The following is a 26,454-nucleotide window of genomic DNA, read 5'->3' on the forward strand; positions in this document are numbered from 1 at the left end:
TTGTTGGGTGTTGGATGTTGGATGTTGGGTGTTGGGTGTTGGATGTTGGGTGTTGGGTGATGTTGTTCAGTTAAATCATTTAGATATGAGTTTTAAATTTGAAAAGTTGATTATTTGGCAGGAGTCAATGAGATATGGTGAAACTATTTTTCTGCTTTCCAATAAATTGCCTGAAAGCGAAAAATTTAATTTAATTTCTCAGATTCAGCGTGCTGCTGATTCAATTGCATTAAATATTGCCGAGGGCTCAATCCTTCAATCGAAATTAGAATTCAAAAGATTTTTAGGGTATTCTATCAGGTCCATAGCAGAAGTTGTAACTTGTTTATACAAGGCAAAATACAGGAATTACATTGATGAAACTGAATTTCAGACTGTTTATGAGTTTTCTTATAAATTAATGAATTCTATTATTTCATTCAGAAACAAAGTAGAATAATGATATTTGACATGGCACCCAACACCCAACATCCAACACCTAACATCGCGAAAGCCCTTCTCTTCGCTGCCGGCCTCGGAACCCGGCTGAAGCCCTTTACCGATAATCACCCCAAAGCTTTGGCGGTAGTGAATGGTAGAACTTTATTGGAACGCAATATCGAATACCTGAAATCCTATGGAATCAATGAATTTGTGATCAACGTGCATCATTTTGCCGATCAAATTGTAGATTTTTTGGAGAAGAATGAGGATTTTGGTGTAAAGATTCAGATTTCGGATGAGTCGGATGAGGTTTTGGAAACCGGTGGTGGATTGGTGAAAGCCAAAGATTTATTGGGAAATCAACCCTTTTTGGTGATGAATGTGGATATTTTGACCGATTTGAATATTCCCGAGTTGATAAATTTTCATTTGGATAATCAGCCTTTGGTAACACTCGCAGTTTCGGCTCGGGAGAGTTCAAGAAAATTATTATTCGAAGAAAATAATCAACTAAAAGGTTGGAAAAACCTGAATTCCGGAGAGGAAATCGTTGTATCTGAAAAGCCATTGACCGAAAAAGCTTTCAGCGGAATTCATATCATCCATCCCGAAATATTTGAAAAAATGCCTTCCTCGGGAAAGTTTTCCATCATGACGACTTATATGGAATTGATGAAAACCGAGAAAATTCTGGGTTTTGAGCATAGCGGTGGAATTCTGGTGGATGTAGGACGACCGGAAAGTGTTTTGGAAGCTGAGAAGTTTTTTTTGTGAAGTATATTATAGGTTTTATATAAATCTACACCTCATTTGTCACACTGAGTTTGTCGAAGTGCATTTTCTCTTTTGCAAAAATAGATATATGTTTTCCCAAACGAAACCTTAAACTACGAATTGTCCCTACGGGACAAAGAATTTGATTTCTTTATGTTTTTACCCACCAAACGTCCCTATGGGACGAAAATTAATTTTAATCAAATACTCAATCACCCATTACTCTACAACTCGAATACTCCACTCAAATCCTTAACAATCAATTTACATAGAACGAAGTAATTTTGCACTCTTAAACCAAAGTATGCAAAGTTTTCTGTTGATTTTGAATGTGCTGGGCTCTGTGTCGCTCTTCCTTTACGGGATGAAAGTGATGAGCGAAGCCATGCAGCGTTCTGCCGGCGGACAATTGCAACAATTCCTCAACCGTATGACCCAAAATCCTTATTCGGGCGTTTTGGCGGGAACCATTTTTACGGGAGCTTTGCAATCTTCATCTATCGTAAGCATTCTTACGCTGAGCTTTGTCAATGCCGGACTTTTGAATTTACGTCGGGCATTTTCCATCATCGTGGGTGCCAACGTCGGAACGGTCATCAAACTCTGGTTTATCGTCGGACTGGGAATGGTTTGGCATATTGAATCACTTGCCTTGCCTATCATCGCCATTGGGATCACATTTTTCTTTTTCAGAAATCAGAGGGCCAGGGAATGGGCCGAATTTTCAATTGGACTTGCACTGATTTTTATCGGATTTTATTTTCTGAATACTTTTTTTCCTGATCTTTCAGAACATCCTATTTTTCAGGAATATATTCAAGAATTTGGAGGAAGCAGTTCTTATGCTTCTTCACTGATTTTTATTTTGATTGGAATTGTGGTGACTTTTCTGTTTCATTCCTCCAGTGCTTTTACGCTGTTGGCGGCTGTTTTGGTTTCCAAAGGAATGAATCTGGAACACGCAGCCATGATGGTGATGGGCGCCAATATCGGGACGACTTCTGCGGCTTTACTCGCTTCCATAGTCGGGAACAGAGCTTCCAAAATTACGGCTTGGTTTCATTTCTTTTTCAATTTGGCAGGCGTTGCGCTGTTTTTCTTTTTCGTTCCGTTGGTCATTGAATTGTTGAAAAAAACCGTTTCTACCGATGGAGAAATTCTTTTGGTTTCCTTTCATACGTTTTTCAATGTGGTTTCGGCTTTGCTGATTTTACCTTTTGTCAATTCGATTGCGGATTGGGCCGAGAAAAAATATTTGAATAAATCCAATGATCAATCGGCTTTGAAATTAATCGGAAGACCATTTGGGCCGACAGCCAAAATGTATGTGTACGAAGCCAATCGGGAAATTGTGAAATTCGCCGGAATTACGCGTCAGATTATCAATAATTTGGGTCGAATGATTTCTGAAAGTGACGAGGAAAAGCTGAAGGAATTGAAGAGCCGGATTTTCACTTTAGAAAAAGAAAGTGATGATTTGGAAAAAAGCATTTTGAATTATCTGAATTCGATTTATCACTTTGAAATGTCGGGTGAAGTAGCGCTAAACATTCACCGACTGATTGAAATTTGTCATCATTTGGAAAATATTGGTGATTTGGCACTAAAAATTGCGAGCATTCATAAGGAAAGAAGAAAAAGCAATAGTTTTATCACACCTAAACTAAGAGAATTGCTTTTGGAATTGCAGGATTCTCTTTCCATGGCGACCACGACTTTGGTTCAAAATCTCAATGAAACAAATGGAAAAGTGGATTTGCTGGAGGCCAAACAGATTGAAAAATCAATCGATAAAAAGTTTGAAAAGGCAGAAGATGCTTTGTTAAAAGCGATAGAATCAGAAAAATTATCGGCGCGAAGCGCACTTTATTATACCGAATTGATTCAGAACTACGAATTAATAGGTGATCATTTGTATCAGGCCAATAGAGCTTTGGGGAAATAAATTCGTTTAAAGTTTCAGGTTTCAAGTTTCAAGTTGATAACTTTGTCAAATGATTTCCAAAGAAGAAATTTTTTCGATTCAAAATCAGGATGAATTCAATCAGACAGCGCTGAAAGTATTTCGTTTTCAGGCTGCTGAGAATTTGGTTTATCAAAATTTCATCAAGTTTTTAGGTTTAAATCCTGCTGAAATTCATTCGATTGAAAAAATCCCTTTTCTGCCGATTCGTTTTTTTAAAGAATTTGAAATCGTTTCAGGAACTCAAAAAACAGAGAAAGTTTTCACGAGTTCGGGCACGACGGGTAGTCAAACGAGTCGGCATTTGGTAACGGATTTGAGTTTTTACAGAGAAAGTTTGTTGCATAGTTTTCGTCATTTTTATGGTGATTTTGAGGATTATACGGTTTTTGCTTTATTGCCTTCTTATTTGGAAAGAGAAGGTTCTTCGCTGATTGATATGGTGGAATTCTGGATGGAAAAATCGGGGAGAGGCGGATTTTATTTGTACAATCACGACGAATTATTCAAAGATTTAATCCGAAATGAAGAAGAAGGAAAAAAAGCGATTTTGATTGGCGTTTCCTTTGCATTGCTGGATTTCGTGGAGAATTTTCAATTGGAATTAAAAAATACCATCGTCATGGAAACCGGCGGAATGAAAGGACGAAAAGAAGAAATCACCCGCGAAGAATTGCACAAAATTTTGAAAAAAGGATTGGGTGTTGATGAAATCCATTCGGAATATGGAATGACCGAATTGCTTTCACAGGCTTATTCCAAAGGGAATTCAAGATTTGAAACGCCGAGTTGGATGAAAATTCTGATTCGCGATACCGAAGATCCTCTGAGTTTTTTAGCAAAAGAAAAAACCGGTGGAATCAATGTGATTGATTTGGCCAATCTGAATTCCTGCAGCTTCATTGCGACGGATGATTTAGGGAAAATTCATCCCGACAATTCGTTTGAAATTCTCGGAAGATTTGACCATTCTGACGTTCGTGGTTGCAATCTGATGGTTTCGGATGTTTAGTTTTTCTTCAACAATAAATCTTTGTTGACATCCAGATTTGTTTTGTCAAAAAATGCTTTGATTTGGGCATAATTCTGGTCGTAAACAGCTTTTCCGAGATAGAATTCGATGTGCATCAATAATTTGCCGTCCTTGATTTCGGCACTTTGAAAATAGACGAGGTCTTTTGCCGGCGTTTGATTGTGAACATTAAAATTCTGTGGAATTTCCACTTTGTATCCGTTCGGAATTTCAATCACCACATCGGTTTTATAAAAGAAAGGAAAATTAAATTCCAAAGCACGTTCACGACTTTGTTCTTTTAGCTGAAACTGTGAAATCACCGAGCGGAGTGGATTTTCAATGTTCATAAAAGAACCGGGTGCAACCGATTCTGAAATGATGCGTTCCATTTCAAAATTATCGTCTGACTCTCTGGAATCTCTTCTCAATTCGTTTACAAAAATATCCAGCGAATTTTCCTGCAGATTATAGGGTTGGATTCCGAGTAAATCCTTTATGTTTTCTTTGAAATAGCCGTTTCTTTTGTCGTTTTGGGTGAGTACAAATTTTCCGTCTTTGAAAGTATAATTCTGGAGAGAATGATATTCAGATAAAACAGGATTCATATTGACAAAAGTTTCTTTTCCTCTGCTGAGAATCAATCCCCACTGATTGAAATTATTAAGTGGAATAAATTTATAGTCCTTTTCATCAGTGTACAGCGCATCAACCAAAATAGTTTCACCTGAGTTGAGCGTAATCAGGTTGATGTAAGTATTAAACTGGTTGGAGAACGGAAATACTTTCTTAACCCTTCCGTTTTCTCTTAAGCTGACCAACACAAGTTGTGCATGAATCTTTTTGCTTTTGAGCAATTGATTGAGAAGTAAATTTAAATCAGCAGAATTACCTCTTTTATTTTTATCCAGATTTTCCAATGATTGGGAAGAAGTTTGCGAATAATAGTTATTCCAGCTGTAATTTTTTCTAATATAGGCAAGAACTTTTTCAATCTGGTCAATTTCATTAAGACCGGGCGAAATGTTGAGTGAAAGTTTTCTTACGGTGGCATTGTCTATATTTTTGTCATCGTAATCCAGGATTTTTTTATTTAAATCGGTCCAGCTCATCATTTCTGTTACGTGATCGCGGTTGATGTTAATATATCCTTTCAGCTGAAAAAATATTTTTTCGGCTGCATCCTGTTTGTTGTAAGTATAATCAATTTTATCGATGCTCGGCACGTCTTGTATGGTCCATACATTTCTGTGGTTTCTTAATTTTTCGTTTTCACGGGCATACTTTACGATTTTTTCGCCGCTGCATATCGGCATAAATTCATAGGCTGCCTGAATGTTGATTTGAAATGTGCTGTAAAGAGTAGGTATCTCATGCTGAAATCTCCAGGGTTCAAAATAATAATTGTTTTTGCTGAAATGCGTGTATTCAAATTCTATAATGGTTCCTACTTTGACATTTGGAATGGCAAAGCGTTTGGATCTCAATGTTCCACTTACTTCCGTATCATATATTTCGCTGTTTTTAACTGAAGTTCTTACTTCTTTTCCATCGACAATGTTTATAGATTGAGCTTTTACATATCTGATTTCGTCAAAATTGTAGAGGTCATGGTAAAGGATTTCCTGATTGGCAAAATTTTTACCTTCCTCGGTCAGAATTTTAATTCTTTTGTAGATGATATTTTGATTGTCTAGCCTTGCAATCGTCATGTCACCTTTTTCATAAAGAATAACGGCCGGTGCGTCTTTTTCAAAAGGAACTTCTTTGTAATCAATTTCGGCAGTTGAGAGATTTCCCCATTTGGTTTTGGGGTTTAGTTGGGAGAGAAGTGTAACGGATAAAAAGAGTGTAATTAGGAGTAAGTAAGTTTTCATTTCAACTATTTAAAAAACGATTTTAATTTTTGTTTGGCTTTTAATTTCCGATGGTACCGGGTTTGAAATTCAGAGGTAAAATCCCACAGTAATTTGAATAATTTTTCAAAATTCTCACCCGAAATTTTTGCATATTCATCCGCCATGATTTCCACCATTTCCTGTTTGGGTGTCAGACGTGACAAATTTTTCATACGAAGTTCGGTAGCCATAGATTCGTGAAAGTTCATCCGATTCAAATCTACGAGATAAAATTCATATTGGTTATCAGCGGTTTTTTTAATCAGCGTATTCCCGGGCGAATGGTCTTTGAACTCGATTCCTGCCTGATGAATTTTATAGCAGAACCTTGTGAAATTTCGTAAAATCAACTCTTCTTCGGGGAAATCCTTGATTTCTACCAATTCGCGAAAAGTCAGGTCATATTCCTGATGAATGCTGGCATAATAACTTTTCTGCAAGCCAAATGCATTAAAGTTTTCCTGAAAAGCAACGGGCGTTGGGGTGCCAATTCCTTTTTCCAGAAGAACGTTGGCAAACTCAAAAGACCGTCTGGCTTTGGATTTACGGAAATATTTGTAAACAAACTGATTGAGTTTATTCGGAATTTTAAAAGACTTCACATTGATGGTCTGACCACCGATTTCAAATAATTTGATGTGGTTTCTTTCGCCTACAATAAAATCGGTCCCGGAATGTTCAAATTGCTGGAAGACAGTTTGGATTTCTTGTTGGTGGGATTGGAATGCTGGATTTACTTCAAAAATCATTTAGTAGATTTTGGCAAAAATAAGGATAGTATTTTAGTCGGTAAAACATATATTTGAATAAATATCTTAAAATCAGATGAAGAAAGTTTTTTTGGAATCACACAATGTGAAAAACCTGGCGTCGGGTTTTGGAATTTTTAATTATGAATTGATTAAAGCCTTTGCAAAAATAAATCCTTCTGACCTAGAACTTACTTTAAATCTGAAAAAAATTGCTCCTTTCAGAAATGAATTTGGAGATAAATTCGTTTATAAGCAATATATTGATTTTCAGCGCCATGCTGTGTTTCGCGTCAGGAAAAAGTATGATGTCTGGCATTGTATGAATCAGAACATCAGGGTAGAACCCATGCAAAAACCCGGAAAATACATACTGACGGTTCATGATGTTAATTTTGCCGAAGATGAACAAACCACAAAAAATATTCAACGATCGGTACGATTTCGGGAGAAACTCAAACGAGCCGATATGATCACTTATATTTCTGAATACGCAAAAGCGCAAACCTATAGAAATTTTGAGGTGCCGGCTGTGGAAGACCGTATTATTTACAACGGAAATCCGATCACAACCTTTTTGGATACGGCTGATTATATTTCCGAAGTTCCGGTTGATAAACCGTTTTTTTATTCGATCGGGGATTTTCTGGAAAAGAAAAACTTTGAATCTTTGGTCAGAATGATGAAAGAAATCACTGAATATAATCTGATTATTTCCGGTTCCAACCAAAAAGCTTATGGCGATAAAATCCGCTCGTTAATAAGTGAATTAAAACTTGAAAATCGAGTTTTCCTGACAGGTCGTGTAAGTGAAGGAGGAAAACAGTTTTATCTTAAAAACTGCACAGCTTTTCTCTTTCCATCGATTGGAGAAGGATTTGGATTACCTCCTATAGAGGCGATGCGGTTCGGGAAACCTGTGTTTCTTTCAAATCTTGCTTCTTTGCCCGAAATTGGCGGAAATGCTGCATTTTATTGGGAGAATTTTGAGCCAGACTATATGAAAGAATTTTTGTTTGAAAAGTTAAATGATTTTGAGCAAAACTCCGAAATTTACATTTCTAAATTAAAGGAAAGAGCCGCATTTTTTAATTGGGATGATGCCGCAAAAGCTTATTTGGAGTGTTTCCGAAACTAAAAATAAAAAAATGGACGCGATTGAATTGTTGAAAAATAATGGAACTGTTTTATATCCGACCGATACTACCTTCGGAATCGGTTGTGATGCTAAAAATGTAGAAGCAATCCGTAAAATATTTAAAATAAAAAACCGTCCGGATTCTAAATCATTGATTATTTTGGTGGATTCAAACCGACGACTGCAAGAAATAGTGGACGTTCCAGACCTGGCGTGGGACATCATGGATTTGTCAGAAAAACCGGTCACGATTATTTATGATAACCCTCGAAATCTTCCAAAAGAACTCATTGCAGAAGACAACACTGTGGCCATACGACTAACGCATGATTTGTTTTGTAAAAAACTGATTTCCAGATTGAATTCGCCTTTGGTTTCCACTTCTGCCAACATTTCGGGAGAAACAACGCCCAATAGTTTTGACGAGATTTCCGATCAAATAAAAGAAGAAGTTGATTATATTTTTCCGGAATCTGAAAATTTTATTCCTAAATTTTCGGGATCATCTATCATTAAATTATCGGCAGACGGAAAGGTCAAAGTCATCCGGGAATAATTTAAAATGGAAGTAAATTTCTAAATATTTGTCAGTCCTGTTTTCTAGTATCAGCGAAATTTTACCTTTGCATTATGAATCTCCAAAACGCGCTGAAACATAAAATTTTTGAAACCATCCGTGAATCTTCCAAAGATTTAGGACAGGAAACTTATGTGGTAGGTGGCTTTGTACGTGATTTTTTATTGGAAAGAGAAAAAAGTGGCAGAAAAGATATTGATTTTGTCACAGTGGGAAGTGGAATTGAACTGGCACAAAAGGTTCATTCAAAATTGAAAAATCCTTCCAAATTGACGGTTTTCAAAAGATTTGGGACGGCTAATTTTAATTGGGACGGCGTTGAAATCGAATTGGTAGGAGCGCGAAGAGAAAGTTATTCAGAAGACAGCCGAAAGCCCTTTGTGGAAGACGGCTCTTTGGAAGATGATCAGAAACGTCGCGATTTTACCATCAATGCGCTCGCTATTTCTTTGAACGAAGAAAATTATGGCGAATTGATGGATCCTTTTGATGGTCGGGGAGATTTGGAACGCAAATTAATTAAAACCCCATTGGATCCCGACGTAACTTATTCCGATGATCCTTTGCGGATGATGCGCGCGATTCGTTTTGCTACCCAATTGAAATTTGAAATTGAAGAAAATTCATTTCATTCAATTAGTAAAAATGCTTCTCGGATTGAAATTGTTTCAAAAGAACGGGTAATGGACGAATTCCAAAAAATAATGATGACTGATAAACCTTCAGTCGGACTGAAATTGCTGGATGATGCCGGTTTGATGAAGTATATACTTCCTGAATTGGTTGCGTTGAAGGGAATCGAGGAGATGGAAGGGCAAACGCACAAAGATAATTTCTATCATACGCTGGAAGTGGTGGATAATATTTCGCCAAACACCGATAATATCTGGCTTCGTTGGGCAGCTTTGTTGCACGACATTGGGAAAGCACCCACCAAACGTTACGATAAAAAACATGGCTGGACTTTTCATTCGCACGAATTTGTAGGATCCAAAATGGTATATAAACTGTTCAAAAGGCTGAGAATGCCACTTGGAAATCCTGTGAAATATGTTCAGAAAATCGTAAAGCTGAGTTCAAGACCTATTTCGCTGATTGATGAAAATGTTTCGGATTCGGCCTTGCGTAGGTTGCTTTTTGAAGCTGGAGAAGATTTTGATGATCTGATAACACTCTGCAAAGCAGATATTACCACTAAAAACGAAAAAAAACAACGGCGTTTTAAAGAGAATTTTTCCTTGGTTGAGAAAAAAATTAAGGAAGTAGAGGAACGGGATCGGGTGAGGAATTTTCAGCCACCTGTTTCTGGAGAGGAGATTATGGAAGCGTTTGGTATACAGCCTTGTAAAGAAGTTGGAGTTATTAAATCGGCCATAAAAGAAGCTATTTTGGAAGGAGAAATTGAAAATAATTATGATTCTGCCAGAAAGTATATGATTGAATTGGGAAAAAAATTATATTTGAAACCAAAATTAAAGAACAGTGATTTATAAAATTCGTGTGATTCTCGACACAAAAGATGATGTATTCCGGGATATAGAGATTAGGGACAAGCAAACTTTGTTTACACTTTACAAAGGCATCATGAGCGCCTTCAGTTTGCAGGGTGAAGAGTTGGCTTCGTTTTATATTTCGGATGAAGGCTGGTCACAGGGGAAAGAAATCCCGCTGGAAAGCATGGACGAGTCCAATGAAGATGAGACAATGGCCGATTTTCATATTTATGAAGTTTTACCGGAAGTAGGTGCCCGATTGATTTTTGTCTATGACTATATGGATATGTGGACATTTTCAGTGGAGGTGGTTTCGATTGAGGACAAAAAGGCAGTACTGAATTATCCGCTAACTGTTTATCGATTTGGGGCTATGCCTTTGAAAGCACCCAAAAGAAACCTGGAAATTATCAATTTAGAGGAAGATGAGATAGTTGACGAGGATGAGGATGCTGATTCTACTTTTGATGATTTGGAAATTGATTCGGAAATGGACATGGATGATTTTTAATAATCCATTCAGAAAATAAAAAGCGGCCTTGAGCCGCTTTTTATTTTGCATATATTTTATAAATATTCAGTGAGTCCTGAACATCTTTTTGCATGATTTTGATGAGATGTGGCTGATCTTCCATTAGAATGTTATTGTTGCGCTGACGTACTTCAGAGGCCTTTGCGATTTTTGTAATCACATCAATGTACTTTTGCTTATCCTTAATCCCTTTTTTGTTCATCTCAGCAACTTCTTTTCTGATTTTTCGTGCGTATAATTCTGAATAATCAAATTTAATTTGTTGAAGTTGAAGCACTTCAGGTTTTTTAACTGTTATCCAGGAAGAATTTCTATCAATAAGATTTGAAATGAAAACTTTTGGAACCTGCCCTTTGACTTGTTGGGTTTCATAGGAAATAACTGTAGTTAAGTTCACAGATTTTGCTGAACCTACGCTCTTTGGAGCTTTTCCTTTGAAATCTGCAAAGGTTAGCGTTCGGTCTTTGGACCATTCCAGATAATCCGGGTTTAGAAAAGATAAACCTAAACCCATAAATGCCAGAAGTGGGAGCATCAGGTGAATACGCTTCATGAAATTCGAATTTGAAAAAGATTATTTATGTGAGACTAAATTACTAATAAAATTTAAAGTGTAAAAATATCCATTAATTTTTCAAGCGCCATTCCCCGTGAACCTTTTATGAGAATGTGCTTTTCTGTCAGTGGATTTTCTGTAAAATATTTCTCCGCTGTCTCACGGTTGGGAAACAAAGTAAAGTTTGATTTGTTTGAAATCGAACTGAATTTTTCTCCGATTAAGAAAACTTTTGTAAAACCAAGCTTTTGCGTAAGGTTTACAATTTCCTGATGCTCCTTTAAAGAAGATTCGCCTAACTCAAACATATCACCCAGAATGACAACTTTTTCCTCAGGGATTTTACTGAAATTGAGAAGGGCAGCTTCCATACTGGTGGGATTGGCATTGTAGGCATCTAGGATGAATTGTTGTTCTTCTTTGTAAACTATTTGCGAGCGATTGTTGTCAGATTTATATTCTTCAATTGCATCTTTTATATCCTCAATTGGGATTTCAAAAGTAAGGCCGATGGCGATGGCTGCTGCAATATTGCTGAGGTTATATTCGCCCACCAGTTGGCTGTTTATATGAACGGAATTATAAATTATTTCGGGACAACGTCCATTTATGGATTCTGAATATTGAAATGAATAATCTGCATCTGGATTTCCACCAAAAGTAATCTTTCTGATTCCTTCTGAAAGTTCGATTTGTTTTTCATCATCACAATTAACGATAACTGTTTTGGAATGGTCACGCAGATAATTGTAGAGTTCAGCTTTTCCTTTTAGAATTCCTTCCACGCCGCCAAAACCTTCAAGGTGTGCTTTCCCGAAATTGGTGATATAGCCGAAATCGGGTTGGGCGATATTGCTAAGAAATTCGATCTCAAGTAAATGATTGGCGCCCATTTCCACTACTGCAATTTCGTCAGTAGGTTTAATGGAAAGTAAAGTAAGTGGAACACCAATATGATTGTTGAGGTTTCCTTTGGTTGCAGTTACCATATAGCGTTTTGACAAAACCTGCGTTATTAATTCTTTTGTAGTGGTTTTGCCATTGCTTCCGGTAAGCGCAATGATTGGGATTTTTAATTGTTCCCGATGGTATTGTGCTAGTTTTTGAAGTGCATTCAAAGTATCTTCAACATAATAGATGTCATTTTCTTCATCTACAAAATCACTTTCATCGACAATAGAGCAGAGCGCTCCCGACTTTATGGCTTGAGCAGCAAATTCATTTCCATTGAAATTTTCTCCTTTCAAAGCGAAGAAAATCGATTTCATTTCAATCTTCCGAGTGTCTGTAGAAATGCTCTGGGAGCGTAAATACAGCGAATAAAGTTTTTCGATATTCATAGGAGTAAATGTAAAAAAAAATCCCAATTCGATGACTCGGATTGGGATTGGATTTTCACAAATATAAATTGAATTATTTTGTTCCTGATTTTGATCTTTTGGATTCAAATGAACCCTGATAATCCTGTGCTACACGGAAGCCAATCCAACTGTTGGCTTCTGCCTGATGAAGGAATCTTCTTTGTCCCGGATCTAACCAGTAAATTGGGTCTTTCCATGATCCGCCTTTTACTACACGTACCTCATCACTCACGTGACTTGTTCTTTGTGTCTGGTCTTTTTCTAGAATGATTCTTCCTTTTTCATCTACATAAAATCTGCGTTGTGGGGCATTGTACATTTCTGCAGTAGTACTTTCAGGGGTACCACCTATCAATGCTGCGAGAGCTGAATCACCAGTTGCAGAATCTGTAGGAACTTCGATGATATTCCCTAAAGAATCCATGGTTGTAGTTGCAAATCCTTCATCAAAATAATCGTCTTCAGGTCTTGGATCCAAAGAGGACATACGGTCACCGTCACGATAGTTGATATTGTTTTCTTCGATTTGTTTTTTGTATTTACCCGGCAAAGACTTGTAAGCAAGTTTACCATTGTTCAGGGTATCGTACTCTATATCTTCTTCATATTTTTGGAATCCGCCGTTTTCGTTATCGATTACGGTTTCATAAATATTTCCACGGAAATAGTTGAAATCGTTTGCTTCATCGTCAATGATAGGACGGTAAACATCTGCAGTCCATTCCGCAACGTTTCCATACATACCATATACACCAAATTCATTTGACTGGTATTTTTTAACGTCACTAGTGATGGCTGAGCCATCGTTTCCGTATCCGCCGATACCTGAATAGTCTCCACGCCCTACTTTAAAGTTGGCCATGTATTGTCCGCGAGCGCGTCCTTTTTCACCTCTCAACTCGTTCTGAACAACAGGTTTTCCTTGGTATTCATTGTACTCTCTGTCAGCTGGAAGTGCGAGGGCTGCGTATTCCCATTCTGCTTCGGTTGGTAAACGGAAGGGTGTTACATCAAGAGCTGCCGTGGCACGGTTTGCTTTCTGGATACGCTGATTGGTTGATTTAATCATGGATTGTTTGGCCAATCTCGTCGTATCAATTGCTTCTTTTACGTTACTGTCACTGTTTTTGTAAGATTCAGCATCAAAATATTTTGATCCGTAGTTATATTCTTCGTTTGAATAATAATCTTTGCTCAGAATTCCTTTGTCCATCAATGCTTTTTCGTTAGCACGGTCAGTCAGCCAGTCACAGTAGTTGCTTGCCTGAAGCCAGGTAACACCTACTACCGGATAATAACTGAATTCGTTTGAGAAAAGATAGGTTTCATTGTCAAAATCATTTCTTGACAATTTGTTGCTGAATACCTGAGTGTCCGGTAGAGAACCTTCATAAATGTGTTTGTACTGTTCTTCTTCCGGAGGGAAAACAACTTTCAGCCAGGTCAGATACTCACGGTACTGGTAGTTGGTGATTTCGGTTTCACCAATGTAAAAGGAACGAACCTGCATACGTTTTGGAGTATTGTTCCAGTCACGCATTACATCGTCTTTTACCAATCCCATGGTAAATGAACCGCCTTCAATGAAAACCATTCCAGGCCAAGCTTTAACTTTTGGTTTTTTCTTCCCATTAAAAAACCAACCTTTCTGGTCATTGGGTTTCCAGCCTGTTGTACTGGTGAACTTTTTGGTTCCACCACCCTTTTTTCTACCACCTCCGTGGCCGGTACAACTGACAACCGTAACCGAAATTACTACTAAAAGAATCGCTAAAATTCTACCCTTGTTCATATGATAACTATGTGTTGTTTCAACTAATTTTTCGAAAAACGATTTGCAAAGAAAACAAATTCTTGTGAATTCAACAAGTTAACTCTGCCTATCTTTAACGAGCTTAATCTTTTTTTATTGTGAGATAGAATATATTTGTCAAAATATCGTTAACACAAGATGAAAAAATATTTGCTTTTTCTTTTTACAATATCTTTACTGAACCTTACTGCTCAAACTGTAACTATTGACTGGGAAGGTGTTAAAGAGCACACCAAAGGTTTTGACTACACAACCAACCTTCCATATTTTACAAATAAAGGATACAGCGTAAGAAATAATGTGCCCAGTTTTTCTTTTTCTGAAGAAACAAACGGTATGAGAAATATCAGTATTCAGAATATTCAATACACAAATCTGCCGGTTTCTGAAAGAGGAAACCTCAACCTGGAACTGATTCCCGAAGAGTTAGAATACAAAGCCAAAGTTAACCAGGCCGGCAACCGTTATTTTACTTCGGTTAGTATGATTCCTTTTGTTAAGGAAGGAAATCAGATAAAAAAAGTTACTTCCTTTCAGATTGTTACCCAAAGTGGACTAGAGCCACATTTGGGAATAGAAGACACTTACGATCCTGCTACAACCAGTGCTTTGAAAAGTGGAAACTGGTATAAAATACGTGTACAGAAATCAGGGATTTTCCGATTGGACAAAGCTTTTTTTGATCAGAATAATATTCCCACGAATTTCGATCCTCGGACGTTGAAGATTTATGGAAATGGAGGGAAACAACTCAATGAAAACCCGGGCGATTTCCGTTACGGCGCTTTACAGGAAAACGCTATTCAGTTTACAGGTGAGCAGGATGGAAGTTTTGATAGTGGAGATGTGATTTTATTTTATGCCCAAGGACCCCATGACTGGTACCGTTTGCCTGAGTCAACACTGGAAAGTATTCGTCATAAATTTAATCAGTATTCAGATTACGCCTATTACTTTATAACTTTTGGTGGAGCGCAAGGGAAAAGAGTTCAAGATGTATCCATTGACGGAAGTCCGGTTCAGACTTTTTCACAGTTTGACGAATATCAATTCTATGAGAAAGACTCTTTAAGCGTAAATCAGGTTGGGAAACAATGGGTGGGCGAATCTTTCACTGTGGAATCAAGTCAGTCATTTACGCTTGCGGGTGCAGCTCCGGCGGCTGGAGAAGCCTATGCTTTTCATCAACTGATTGGTAAAAATGCCAACAATGTAAGCTTTGCGGTTTCTGTTAATGGGAGTCAGGTCGCTTCCCAATCTTTCTCTAACGGAGATTTTGTGGTTCGTAATGCCACATCTCTTGTCAATGCGACAGGGAGTACATTCAACTTTAATATTACTGTTAATGATGGTGCCAACCCGGCTTCCTTTGTGTTTCTGGATTATCTGGAAATTAAGTACAGAGCGAACTTGACATTTAACGGCAGCCAGATGCATTTCAGACAGCTTCAGAATCTGAATGACGGTAGCATTTATGGATTTGCAGTTTCCGGCGCGCCCAAAGTGTGGAATATTTCAGATATCACCAGCGCCCATAATGTGATTTCCTCAGGAGGTATTTATAAATATCAGTCCAATAGTCCTTACTTTTTAAATGAGTTTATCGCCTTCAATGAATCGGCGGCCTTTACAGAGGTCGAATATGTAGGGACTGTGTCCAATCAAAATCTCAGGTCTTATACAGATATAGAATATGTCATTGTTACACACCCCAACTTTTTGAGCGAAGCTTCAAGACTTGCAAATTTCAGGATTCTGAACAATGGCGTGAAAGCTACAGTTGTAACTGTGGATCAGATTTATAATGACTTCTCGTCCGGAGCCCAGGATATTTCAGCTATCAGAGATTTCTTTAAACATCTCAGGGATACAGGAAATCCCTTGAAATATGTTTTAATGTTTGGCGGAGCTTCTTATGATTATAAAGATCGGACAACGGACAATACCAATTTTGTCCCGGCTTACATCAGCTTTCAATCGCAAAGTCTTGATGATTCATACGTGTCTGATGATTATTTTACAATGCTTGACGATACAGACATCATTTTAAATGATATCACAAAACCCGGGACTTATGTTGAGTTTTCAAATCAGATGGACATAGCCATCGGAAGAATGCCGGCTCATACATTGGCAGAAGCCAAAACAATGGTAGATAAAACCCTTGCTTATTATGAAAAATTACCGGGCCAGGGAAGTTCTTTTGGAGAATGGAAGACCAAATTTTTGTTGGTTGTGGATGATGACCTTTCCGGGCAGATTCCATTTCATAAACTCATTGAAGACAGTTCGGCAGAATACATTGAGCAAAACATCAGTTATGCGACACTTAGAAAAGGATATCTTGATTCTTTCCTGGAGGAAAGTACCTCGGCAGGTCCGAGGTATCCGCAGGTAAATCAGGTTATTGGCAATGCCTTTAACCTGGGTAGTGCCCTGATTGTTTATTTCGGTCACGGTGGTCCTCGAAGCTGGTCTCAGGAAAGGGTGATTACCTACGAGGAAATCAATAGTTTTTCCAATTTCTCAGGCTTGTATTCGCGATTGCCCGTGGTGATGACCATTACCTGTGAATTTACGGTATGGGATTTAGCCTACTTGCCTTCTGCGGGTGTTTATATGTACAAAGCACCGCAAGGTGGAGCAGTAGCGATGCTTACCACGAGCCGCCCTGTGGGAGTTTTCTTCGGAGGACAATTCAATGAAACCGTGATAGAAGAACTGCTGGAAGTGCAAGGAGATAATTACCAGACGCTTGGTGAAGCCCTGACCAATGCCAAAGTTCAGGACAATTCAGGATATAACTTCAGTGTAAATCTATTGGGAGATCCTATGATGAGCATTGCACGTCCTCCAAGACAAATCCGTATTACAAAAATCAATGGTGAGGACGCCGATACTTTTGACGGAGTTCTGCGCGCAATGGATTTTGTGGAAATAGAAGGGGAAGTCCTCGACGAAAACGGAACCATGCGGGATAATTCCTTTAATGGGAAGGCCAATGGAGTCCTTTTTGACAAACCGGTCAATAAATCAACCTTGAACAATAACAATTGGGGTTCATCAGTAACTCCTCAGATTATGGACTATGAAGAACAAATCAATTCCATTTTTAAAGGAGGTACAAATGTTACCTATGGACAGTTTAAATTCCAGTTCTATATTCCGAAAGATATCAATTACGAAATAGGTGAAGGTAAATTCATGGTATATGCACATAATAATGTAATTGACGGTGTCACCACAAAAAACATAAAAGTTGGCGACCAGAATCCCGATGGTTTAAATGATGACGAAGGCCCGGCAATCGGGCTGTATATGAATAATCTCAACTTTGTGGACGGAGGAATCACCAACCGAAATCCTTATTTGCTTGCATGTCTGGTTGACAGCACCGGCATCAATACCAGCGGGATAGCCATAGGTCACGACATAACCGGAGTTCTAGACCAAAACGTAGAAGGAACCTATGTGCTGAATGAATATTACGAAGGAGGCGACAACAATCCTTGTACAAACCCACAAGTATTGGATTATCAGAAAGGTCAGGTAATGTACCGACTGAATAATCTGGAATTGGGATCGCACCAAATTGTATTTAAAGCTTGGGATATTAACAATAATTCATCCGAACAAACGTTAGATTTCGTAGTGATGGAAGAAGGTTCGGATCACATTCATATTGAAAAATTATTGAACTGGCCCAATCCTTTTACCAATCAGACTTATTTCCATTTCGAACATAATTGTGACACAGAACTGGAAGTAATGGTACAGATTTTTACGATTTCGGGGAAGCTTGTAAAAACAATTCGTCAAACCGTTTCTGCAGAGCCATGGCGGGAGGGATACCGAACCGGTCGCTTTGCAATTCCTTGGGATGGATTGGATGATTTTGGTGATAAAATTGGAAAAGGTGTGTATATTTACCGCGTCACAGCGAGGGGGGTTAATCCGGACACATGTAAAGGTTCGGCCACAGCAATAGAAAAATTAGTGATATTAAAATAAATTAAAAAAGATGATGATAAAGAAAATTTCGATGGGATGCCTGATGCTGATTTCTGCGGTGGCATTCGCACAGGAGGAGCAGCCTAACCCTGTTCTGACAGGTGCGCCGTTTTTAAGAGTATCACCGGATGCCCGTGCTGGCGCTTTGGGTGATATGGGAGCGGCCACATCTGCCGATGCATTTTCACAATATTGGAACCCTGCCAAATACGCTTTCAGTAAAAGTTATTCCGGCGTAGCGCTTTCCTATACACCTTATATGAGCGGAATTACAGATGATGTTTTCTTGCTGAATGCCTCTTTCTATACATTTCTGGGGCAGGAAGAAAGAAGTACGCTTTCTGCCAGCTTGTATTATTTCAACATTGGCGAAATTGACCTGACTGAACTTGTCGGAACTCAAATTGTTAATACAGGTATTGCAAAACCAAACGAATTTGCATTTGATGTTTCTTATGGATTAAGATTATCAGATACGTATAGTATGGCAGTTACAGGTCGTTTCATTCGTTCAGACCTGTTCAACAATATTGACGACGGAACAGTTCAACCGGCCAATACTTTTGCTGTAGACGTTTCTGGTTTCTATCAGACACCGCGTCACAGTTGGAATAATTTTGAAGGACGTGCAAGAGCCGGTTTCAACATCAGCAACATCGGTCCAAAACTGGATTATTCCAATAACGAAGATAACGCAGCTTATTTACCTACCAATTTAAGAATCGGTGCCGGATATGATTTCATCCTTGATGATTATAATACCGTAGCTGTAACACTTGAAGCCAACAAACTTTTGGTTCCGACTCCACAATATGCGGTGGACAGCACGGGAGCTGAAGTTCCGGGTTCAAGGTACATCCCAAACAAAGGGGTTGTGGAAGGAATGTTCAGTTCATTTGGTGATGCACCGGGCGGATTTAGTGAAGAAATGAAAGAATTTACTTGGGGTGCTTCTGCTGAATATTCTTACAACGACGTACTTTTTGTTCGTGCTGGTTATTTCCACGAAAGCCCGATGAAAGGAGACCGTCAGCACATTACCCTGGGAGCCGGTTTGAAATACAATGCTTTTGGACTTGATTTCTCCTATTTATTACCGATGTCTGATACAAATAATGCATTGGAAAATACACTTCGATTTGCGCTTACATGGGAATTTGGAGGTGAAACCAACAACAACTGGGATTATTAAATTCTGTTATATTTAATTTAAAAATGCCTGAACGGATAACGCTGTTCAGGCATTTTCTTTATTATTTCTTAAGATTCTTAATATTAAATTTACGTTATCTTAAACAGACATGATTTATTTATAGGAAACAACCCATAAGTTTTCTATACTTTCGCACCTTAAAATTTAGCGAAAAATAGTAGATTTATACTTCTTAATTGAAAAGTTATGTCATTGAACAGTATTTTACAATTTTTAGTCCCAAAGGACAAGAAATTTTTCCCGCTTTTTCATCAGCACGCCAATATTCTTGTAGAAATGGCCGAAATCCTTCACGAAGCCGTTAATGTAAAGGCAGAAGAAAGAGATCCTTACTTCCAAAAACTCAGAAAATTGGAAGACGAAAGTGAAAAACTTACCCATACTATAAACTTCGAATTAAGCAAAAATTTCCTTACGCCTTTTGATCGTGAAGATATTTATGCACTTGCCAGTAAGATGAATGAAGTAACCGATTTCATCGATGCGAGTGCCAGCCGTATGAAACTTTATCAGGTTGATAAAGTGAAAAAATCAATTCGAAAAATTACTGAAGCCAATCTGGAAGCTTGTGAAAACATCCAGAAAGCCATTAAATCTCTGGAAGGATTTAAAGATGTGAAGACCGTTTTGAAATGTTGTGAAAAAATCAACAAACTGGAAAATAAGGTAGACAATATTTATGACAAAGAGATTTTTGATATTTTTAATGAAAACGAAAATGTAAAAGAGATCATTAAATACAAGGAAGTGTTTTCTGCATTGGAAACAACTACCGACAAGTGTAAATATGTGGCCGATGTGCTGGAAGCCGTTTCGCTTAAACATTCATAATTTATCAAATTAAAAATTCAGGATGGATTCACAACTGATACTACTGATTGTAATCATTGTCTTGGCTTTGGCATTTGATTTCATTAACGGATTTCATGACGCAGCCAACTCTATCGCTACAATCGTTGCGACCCGGGTTCTGACACCTTTTCAGGCAGTGCTTTGGGCGGCGGCATTTAATTTTGCTGCTTATTTTATATCGAAATACTGGATTGGGGAATTTAAAATTGGTAATACAATTGCCAAAACCGTCAATGAAAATTTCATTACGCTGGAAGTAATCCTTGCCGGGATTATCGCAGCAATTGTGTGGAATTTGTTGACATGGTGGTTTGGGATTCCTTCCTCATCCTCACATACGCTTATCGGCGGATTTATGGGAGCGGCCATTGCACATGCCGGTGCTTTTGCTCAAAATGGCGAAGATGTAATCAATTATTTAGTCGTTTTACCGATCTTCCTTTTTATATTTCTCGCGCCCATGGTGGGGATGTTCATAGCTTATTTTCTCACCATACTTATCATGAATATATGTAGGCGGTCTAACCATAAAAAAGCAGAAAAATGGTTCAGAAGGTTACAGCTTGTTTCCTCTGCACTCTTCAGTCTGGGACATGGTGGGAACGATGCACAAAAAGTGATGGGTATCATTGGAGCTGCAGTAATTTTCTACCACGTGCAAGCCGGACATCAGGATTGGATTACGGCAGAAAATCAATTCAGTTATTTTGTGGATCAATGGGGCTGGGTTCCTTTTGTTTCTTTCCTTGTAATTGGGCTTGGAACTATGTCGGGCGGATGGAAAATCGTAAAAACGATGGGTACAAAAATCACCAAAGTTACTCCGCTGGAAGGTGTAGCAGCCGAAACCTCAGGTGCTATGACGCTTTATTTGGCAGAGTTTTTAGGAATTCCGGTTTCGACTACGCATACTATTACCGGTTCCATCATCGGAGTAGGAATTACAAAACGTGTTTCGGCGGTACGTTGGGGCGTAACCATCAACCTGCTTTGGGCATGGATTCTGACCATTCCGGTTTCGGCACTTATCGCCGCTTTGATTTATTACTTTATATTATTGTTTTAAAATTATAGAATTAAAATAAAGAAAAGGATTGATTCGAAAGAATTGATCCTTTTTTTGAATAAAACCTGACAGGATTTAAATCTGTCAGGTTTTAAGTTTACTTAACGGTAATCTGCTTCGGACTTTTTACGATGATTTCAGGCTTGCCATTATACAAAATAAGTTTGCCTTTTACACAAATGTGTTTGTCCTTTAAAAATTCCTCGGGTTTGTAATCAAAGTTTTTCCAACTATCCTGGAAAATTGCCACCACAAATGTATGATTTGGATATTCGGCGCCCAGATTCAGAAGAATTACCTGCTTTTCGCCCTTTGTAACAAAAGTTCCATACACTTGGTCACAATACTGAACTTCTTTGTTCAGGTATTTTTTGAGATCAGCTTCGCTTAAGCTTTCTTGTGCCGATGCAAAACCGCACAAGATGAAAAGCAATAATAGATGAATTGTTTTCATAGCGGTAAAAATTAAGTTAGAACCTAAAGGTAATCAATAAATTGCAATTCTCCCGCGTTTTTTTAGATAGTAATGCCACATAAAGTAAGTAGCAAGTGAACGAAAAGGTTGCCAGCTCTCAGAAATTTCCAAAATTTCTTCTTTTGAACTGATTTGATAAAGTTCTTTCATCGAATGAATGACTGCGATGTCGCCAATTGGAAAGATATTTTTATGCTGAAGACAAAACAAAAGATAAATATCGGCCGTCCAATTTCCGATTCCTTTGATAGAGGTAAGTTGCTCCCTGATTTCTTTTTCTTCCGAATTATGAATTTCCTCCAAATTCAATTTCCCTGAAACCACCGCTTCCGAAAGTTCTCGTAAATAGTTAGCTTTTTGTCGACTGATAAAAGAATTTCGCATTTCATCGTCCGATAAGGTCAAAATTTTCTCCGGCGTGAATTCTCCCAAAAAATCATTGAGTTTAAGAAAATGTGCCCGAGCCGATTCCAGACTTACTTGTTGTTCCAGAATAATTTGACAAAGCGTAACAAATCCCGGCTTGCGCTGCCAGTTGGGCGGAACGCCATACTGTTCATGAATTCCGGACAGGATTTTATCCTTTTCCAAAAGAATTTTTAAATCATTTTCATTGACGATTTTATTCATTTTTCTGGTTGCTTTTCCAAAAACTCATAACCCGAAACTCAAAACACCAACGCTTAATACGTTTTCGTCATATCGGCCGGAATCACCAAATTGTATTCCGTAGGAATGAAATCTTCAGTCGGAAGTGGCAAAGCATCATCTTCTGATTCAAACACAGAAATAACAGCAATTTTCAATTCGGGATTTAATTTTTTCAGGTACCAAACCGTTCCACCATATTGTTTGCTGTGGTAATCACCGTTGTAATGAATGAAAAGTTTTCCTTTTTCCAGATTTTTGAAAATAGATTCCGCCATGGTCGCGTCTTTCACCGCTTGAGCCGCAATGAAATTCATCACCGTTGGACCGGCGTGATCGCCCATCATTTCTTTCATTTCGGGATAACCCGGCGTGTCAAGCGTTACTTCCACCGGAAGTTGCATCATCCAAGCCTTTTCTTTTTCGGTTACCGTATTCAAACTGTCCAGACCTTTTTTTGCTACGATGGAAGCATATCTGCGTGGAATATTCGTTGCAATGAATTTCAAATTACGTTCTTTCGCAAAATCGACCAAAGGCCGGTAATCCGTTTCATAATTATTCCACAAACGCATGGAATCTTTCAGGATTTTTTCATTTAATTTCCCTGACAAATAATCGTTTAATTGTGTTTGGTTATCGCGTTCAAACATTTCGGCACCCAAAGTCAACTGACCGTTTTTCTGCTCAAACAAAGCTTTTGTAATTCTCAGTTGCAACCAGTGATTGATGGAATTATTGTGGTGTTCGCCAATGAAAACCACCTCATAATTCGCCAAATCTTTGATCATTTTGTCAAACTTTACCGTTTTTCCTTTTTGGTTGTAGAATTGAAAAGGTTTAACTTCCTGAGCATTCAAAAAGGAAACTTGAAAAATGAAAAACGTAAAAAAGATATATTTTGTCATAATTTAGAAATTAAAAAACCTGTCAGATTTAATTCAGACAGGTTTATATTATAATTAATTTTCGAGTTCAGCCACCAAACTTCTCCATTCTTCCAATTCCGGAATGCCCGGTTTTCTTTTTCCGAAGAATTGAACGATGATGTCGCCTTCTTTATTGAAAACTTCCACAGCCGTCACAATTCCGTCTTCGGTAGGTTTTCTCACTACCCAGGTTTCAGCGATTCTGGTCGTGTCTAAATGCAGATTGAAATTCGGATCCATCACATTGATCCACGGGCCGTGCCACATCACTTTTTTGATGTTGCCGGTGTGAATTTGAATGTTTCCTCGGTTTCCTACGAAGGCCATAATCGGAAATTCTCTTTTGGAAGCTTCTTCCAAAAGGGTAACCACTTTTTCGTTGTCAATTTTTCTGGCGAAACTTTTATGCGGTGCAAAACGAAGTGCCTGAAGTCGGCTTACACCAAATTTTTTCAATAATCCAAAAAATGCATGGGTATCTTTTAATTCTTTCCAAGCTTCCTGAAATCCTTCGATATCTACTTCATTGTCTGGTTTTTCCGCCGGTTTCGGTTCGATGGCTTCGGTTTCCATCCCCGGATTTTGTTCTTCGGATTTGAATTTTTCCACCAATGCATCAAAAGCCTCGGGTTGGCTGTCTTTGGTCAAATAGATTTTATGAATAGCCATTCCGTCTTTCCCGAAAAACTGCAAAGATTTTTTATCGCCTTCTACTACCGAAAACGCAAATTTCCATTCCGAAAGGAAAATACGCAAGTCGATATCATCCCCCACAAAAAGCTGTGCGTGTGGACTGCTGAAATCGCCATTTAAATAAACGCCTTTTCGTTCATGAACACATTCGTCATTTCGTGTGAGCGCCATTACTTTTCCCAAAGATTCTACTTCTGAAAGAATGCCTGCGAAATCAGGTTTCAAAACAGTTACACCATCGCCTACTTGTGTTGCCAAAAGTTCGCCTTCGCTCACGCTAAGCGCATCGGCTGCATTTCGGATTCTCAAATGAGGTTGCTCGGATTTTAGTTTATTCCATTTTTCTTTTAATGTATCGACTGCATTCATTCTATTTGTTTTAAATTTTTAAAAGTTCAAAGTTTAATGTATTCTTCTATCCTCTATATTCTATTCTCTATGTTCTCTTATTTAATCAACTCCCAAAAATAATCATCGGATTTTTGGTCAGCGGATGCGTACAAATCGCACAAGGGAAATTATAAGCATCGCTAATGATTTCTTGTTGGAAAACTTCTTCCGGTTTCCCGTGGGAAGCTACTTTTCCGTTTTTCATCAATAAAATTCGATCGGCAAATTGCGCGGCAAGGTTCAAATCGTGCAAAACCACAATCGCCGTATTTCCGTTTTCGGTAAACTCTTTGATCAGTCGAAGCGCTTTGTACTGATGTTTTACATCGAGATTGTTCAAAGGTTCGTCTAAGAACAATAATTTATGGGCAATCTTATTTTTTAATTGAGCCAAAACTCTCGCCAGGTGAACTCTTTGTTTTTCTCCACCGGAAAGATGGTTATATTCACGGTTTTGCAGGTGAAGCACATCGGTATCCTCCATTGCTTCTTCCACCGCTTTGAAATCTTGTTGCGCCGGCGAAGCATTGAAATAAGGATAACGCCCCATCATCACTACGTCTTTTACCGTCAGGGTGATGTCCGCCGGATTGTGCTGAGAGAATTTCGCTTTGTTTTGGGACAATTCTTTCAGATTCCAACGTGGAAATTCTTTTTCTTTAAACAAAACATTGTGATTTTGTTTGGAAGAAGCCTCGTTGGCAAGCACGCTCAGAAGCGTTGATTTTCCGGCTCCGTTGGGCCCAACGATGGCCAAGAATTCGCCATATTCTGCCGAAAGATTGACACTTTTCAGAATGTGAAAATTTTTGTGTGCAAGAGATATGTCGTGACCTTTAATCATTACATTGAATTTTTATATCGAATTAAAATAGCGATGAAAACAGGCGCACCCATAAAAGCCGTCAAAACACCAATCGGAATTTCTGAAGGAGCTACCACCGTACGGCTAAACGTATCGGCTACCAACAATAAAATACTTCCCATCACAGCGGAAAGCGGAAGGATCAACTGATAATTCGATTTGAAAATTAATCTTAAAATATAGGGGACAATCAATCCCACAAATCCAATCGTTCCGGAAAAAGCCACACAAGCTCCCACCATCAATGCTACCAATACAACGATTTGTTTTTTAATTCTTTCTACATTAATTCCCAAATGTTCTGCATCTTTTTCACCCAGCATCATCGCATTCAGGGCTTTTCCTTTGTGAATTAAAATCGAATAAGAAACAATCATCACGATAAGCAAAATCCCGTTTTTGCCCCAAGTTGCTCCGCCTAAACTTCCTAAATTCCAGAAAGTTAAATCACGAAGTTGTTCGTCTTTGGATAAATAAATCAAAAACCCAACGATGGCAAATCCGAGTGCGGAAATCGCAACACCCGACAAAAGCATAATCACCACATTGGTTTTTCCCTGCGTGGTGGACATTTTATAGACCAATAAAGTCGTGAGCAAAGCACCCATAAATGCTGCGATACTCAAAAGCGAATATTGTAAAAATTCGGGTAAATATTCACGGAACATTGAACCTAAAACAATGGTAATGGCCGCCATCAAAGTAGCTCCGGCCGTAATTCCAATCAGATCGGGTGTCGCAAGCGGATTTTTAAACATTCCTTGCATGGCTGTACCCGAAACCGCCAAAATACTTCCGATGAGAATGGCCATCACAATCCTCGCCAGGCGCACATCCCAAATCACATATTTTTCGCTCAGACTGATGTCCGGACTTCCCATTATAAAACCTTTTAAAACGGTCAAGGGAGATTTTCCGCCAAAATCATATACACCCATAAACAAAGATCCGATTGCGAGGGCAATCAGGATCAGGATGCTGACGATGAGGTATATGCTAAGTTTGTTCTGCATTTATAAAAAT

23 protein-coding genes are annotated in these 26,454 nt (G+C 38.4%); 12 read left to right on the forward strand and 11 right to left on the reverse strand.

Annotation, left to right across the window (positions count from 1 at the left end):
- Positions 1-85 precede the first annotated feature (85 nt).
- The 4 genes from WBF63_RS01970 (at position 86) to WBF63_RS01985 (ending at position 4,172) form a co-directional block, all read left to right on the forward strand.
- On the forward strand, positions 86-439 hold the full coding sequence (locus WBF63_RS01970) for a four helix bundle protein (protein ID WP_424368012.1): 354 nt from the start codon (positions 86-88) through the stop codon (positions 437-439).
- A complete protein-coding gene (locus tag WBF63_RS01975; RefSeq protein ID WP_424368013.1) occupies positions 439-1,197 on the forward strand; it encodes a nucleotidyltransferase family protein in 759 nt (252 codons plus the stop codon). The genes WBF63_RS01970 and WBF63_RS01975 overlap by 1 nt, the downstream gene beginning before the upstream one ends.
- 304 nt (positions 1,198-1,501) lie before the next feature.
- On the forward strand, positions 1,502-3,142 hold the full coding sequence (locus WBF63_RS01980) for a Na/Pi cotransporter family protein (RefSeq protein ID WP_424368014.1): 1,641 nt from the start codon (positions 1,502-1,504) through the stop codon (positions 3,140-3,142).
- Between the two features lie 49 nt (positions 3,143-3,191).
- On the forward strand, positions 3,192-4,172 hold the full coding sequence (locus WBF63_RS01985) for an acyl transferase (RefSeq protein WP_424368015.1): 981 nt from the start codon (positions 3,192-3,194) through the stop codon (positions 4,170-4,172).
- Here the strand turns inward: WBF63_RS01985 and WBF63_RS01990 are convergent.
- A complete protein-coding gene (locus WBF63_RS01990; RefSeq protein ID WP_424368016.1) occupies positions 4,169-6,049 on the reverse strand; it encodes a DUF3857 domain-containing protein in 1,881 nt (626 codons plus the stop codon). The genes WBF63_RS01985 and WBF63_RS01990 overlap by 4 nt on opposite strands.
- 5 nt (positions 6,050-6,054) lie before the next feature.
- The gene (locus WBF63_RS01995; protein ID WP_424368017.1) at positions 6,055-6,819 is read right to left on the reverse strand and encodes a lipopolysaccharide kinase InaA family protein; all 765 of its coding nucleotides are present in this window, start codon (positions 6,817-6,819) and stop codon (positions 6,055-6,057) included.
- A 76-nt stretch (positions 6,820-6,895) separates the two neighbouring features.
- Here WBF63_RS01995 and WBF63_RS02000 point away from each other — a divergent pair, with 76 nt between their 5' ends.
- The 4 genes from WBF63_RS02000 (at position 6,896) to WBF63_RS02015 (ending at position 10,538) form a co-directional block, all read left to right on the forward strand.
- The gene (locus tag WBF63_RS02000; RefSeq protein WP_424368018.1) at positions 6,896-7,957 is read left to right on the forward strand and encodes a glycosyltransferase family 4 protein; all 1,062 of its coding nucleotides are present in this window, start codon (positions 6,896-6,898) and stop codon (positions 7,955-7,957) included.
- 10 nt (positions 7,958-7,967) lie between these two features.
- Positions 7,968-8,513 (forward strand): L-threonylcarbamoyladenylate synthase, encoded by a 546-nt coding sequence (locus tag WBF63_RS02005; RefSeq protein WP_424368019.1) that lies wholly within the window; start codon positions 7,968-7,970, stop codon positions 8,511-8,513.
- A 74-nt stretch (positions 8,514-8,587) separates the two neighbouring features.
- On the forward strand, positions 8,588-10,027 hold the full coding sequence (locus WBF63_RS02010; RefSeq protein WP_424368020.1) for a CCA tRNA nucleotidyltransferase: 1,440 nt from the start codon (positions 8,588-8,590) through the stop codon (positions 10,025-10,027).
- Positions 10,017-10,538, forward strand: coding sequence for an IS1096 element passenger TnpR family protein (locus WBF63_RS02015; protein ID WP_424368021.1), 522 nt, complete (start codon positions 10,017-10,019; stop codon positions 10,536-10,538). Before WBF63_RS02010 ends, WBF63_RS02015 begins: the two co-directional genes overlap by 11 nt.
- A 40-nt stretch (positions 10,539-10,578) precedes the next feature.
- On the opposite strand, the gene WBF63_RS02020 is transcribed toward WBF63_RS02015, so the two are convergent.
- The 3 genes from WBF63_RS02020 to WBF63_RS02030 all read right to left on the reverse strand — a co-directional run bounded on the left by WBF63_RS02020 (position 10,579) and on the right by WBF63_RS02030 (position 14,268).
- Entirely contained in the window at positions 10,579-11,112 is a 534-nt protein-coding gene (locus WBF63_RS02020; RefSeq protein ID WP_424368022.1) for a hypothetical protein, read from the reverse strand.
- Positions 11,113-11,165: 53 nt separating this feature from the next.
- The gene (locus tag WBF63_RS02025) at positions 11,166-12,455 is read right to left on the reverse strand and encodes a UDP-N-acetylmuramoyl-tripeptide--D-alanyl-D-alanine ligase (RefSeq protein ID WP_424368023.1); all 1,290 of its coding nucleotides are present in this window, start codon (positions 12,453-12,455) and stop codon (positions 11,166-11,168) included.
- A gap of 73 nt (positions 12,456-12,528) precedes the next feature.
- Positions 12,529-14,268: an SUMF1/EgtB/PvdO family nonheme iron enzyme gene (locus WBF63_RS02030; RefSeq protein WP_424368024.1), complete on the reverse strand. Its 1,740-nt coding sequence runs from the start codon at positions 14,266-14,268 to the stop codon at positions 12,529-12,531.
- Between the two features lie 159 nt (positions 14,269-14,427).
- Between WBF63_RS02030 and porU the strand changes: the two genes are divergently transcribed.
- The 4 genes from porU (at position 14,428) to WBF63_RS02050 (ending at position 21,431) form a co-directional block, all read left to right on the forward strand.
- The gene (porU, locus tag WBF63_RS02035; RefSeq protein WP_424368025.1) at positions 14,428-18,300 is read left to right on the forward strand and encodes a type IX secretion system sortase PorU; all 3,873 of its coding nucleotides are present in this window, start codon (positions 14,428-14,430) and stop codon (positions 18,298-18,300) included.
- 10 nt (positions 18,301-18,310) lie between these two features.
- Positions 18,311-19,492: a type IX secretion system outer membrane channel protein PorV gene (gene porV, locus WBF63_RS02040; RefSeq protein WP_424368026.1), complete on the forward strand. Its 1,182-nt coding sequence runs from the start codon at positions 18,311-18,313 to the stop codon at positions 19,490-19,492.
- A 207-nt stretch (positions 19,493-19,699) separates the two neighbouring features.
- The gene (locus WBF63_RS02045) at positions 19,700-20,344 is read left to right on the forward strand and encodes a DUF47 domain-containing protein (RefSeq protein WP_424368027.1); all 645 of its coding nucleotides are present in this window, start codon (positions 19,700-19,702) and stop codon (positions 20,342-20,344) included.
- Positions 20,345-20,366: 22 nt separating this feature from the next.
- Positions 20,367-21,431 (forward strand): anion permease, encoded by a 1,065-nt coding sequence (locus WBF63_RS02050; protein ID WP_424368028.1) that lies wholly within the window; start codon positions 20,367-20,369, stop codon positions 21,429-21,431.
- Positions 21,432-21,528: 97 nt separating this feature from the next.
- Here WBF63_RS02050 and WBF63_RS02055 read toward each other — a convergent pair whose 3' ends face one another.
- From WBF63_RS02055 to WBF63_RS02080, 6 genes are all read right to left on the reverse strand, one after another.
- The gene (locus tag WBF63_RS02055) at positions 21,529-21,885 is read right to left on the reverse strand and encodes a hypothetical protein (RefSeq protein ID WP_424368029.1); all 357 of its coding nucleotides are present in this window, start codon (positions 21,883-21,885) and stop codon (positions 21,529-21,531) included.
- Between the two features lie 33 nt (positions 21,886-21,918).
- Complete coding sequence (locus WBF63_RS02060; protein WP_424368030.1) at positions 21,919-22,536, reverse strand: DNA-3-methyladenine glycosylase family protein; 618 nt, start codon at positions 22,534-22,536, stop codon at positions 21,919-21,921.
- Between the two features lie 53 nt (positions 22,537-22,589).
- Positions 22,590-23,462, reverse strand: a complete 873-nt coding sequence (locus WBF63_RS02065; protein ID WP_424368031.1) for a ChaN family lipoprotein — start codon at positions 23,460-23,462, stop codon at positions 22,590-22,592.
- Between the two features lie 54 nt (positions 23,463-23,516).
- Positions 23,517-24,545, reverse strand: coding sequence for a hemin-degrading factor (locus tag WBF63_RS02070; protein WP_424368032.1), 1,029 nt, complete (start codon positions 24,543-24,545; stop codon positions 23,517-23,519).
- Positions 24,546-24,630: 85 nt separating this feature from the next.
- On the reverse strand, positions 24,631-25,410 hold the full coding sequence (locus WBF63_RS02075) for a heme ABC transporter ATP-binding protein (protein ID WP_424368033.1): 780 nt from the start codon (positions 25,408-25,410) through the stop codon (positions 24,631-24,633).
- On the reverse strand, positions 25,410-26,444 hold the full coding sequence (locus tag WBF63_RS02080) for a FecCD family ABC transporter permease (RefSeq protein WP_424368034.1): 1,035 nt from the start codon (positions 26,442-26,444) through the stop codon (positions 25,410-25,412). The genes WBF63_RS02075 and WBF63_RS02080 overlap by 1 nt, the downstream gene beginning before the upstream one ends.
- Positions 26,445-26,454: the final 10 nt, after the last annotated feature.

Origin of the sequence: Moheibacter sp. (assembly GCF_049672845.1) — a bacterium.
GTDB lineage: Bacteria > Bacteroidota > Bacteroidia > Flavobacteriales > Weeksellaceae > Moheibacter.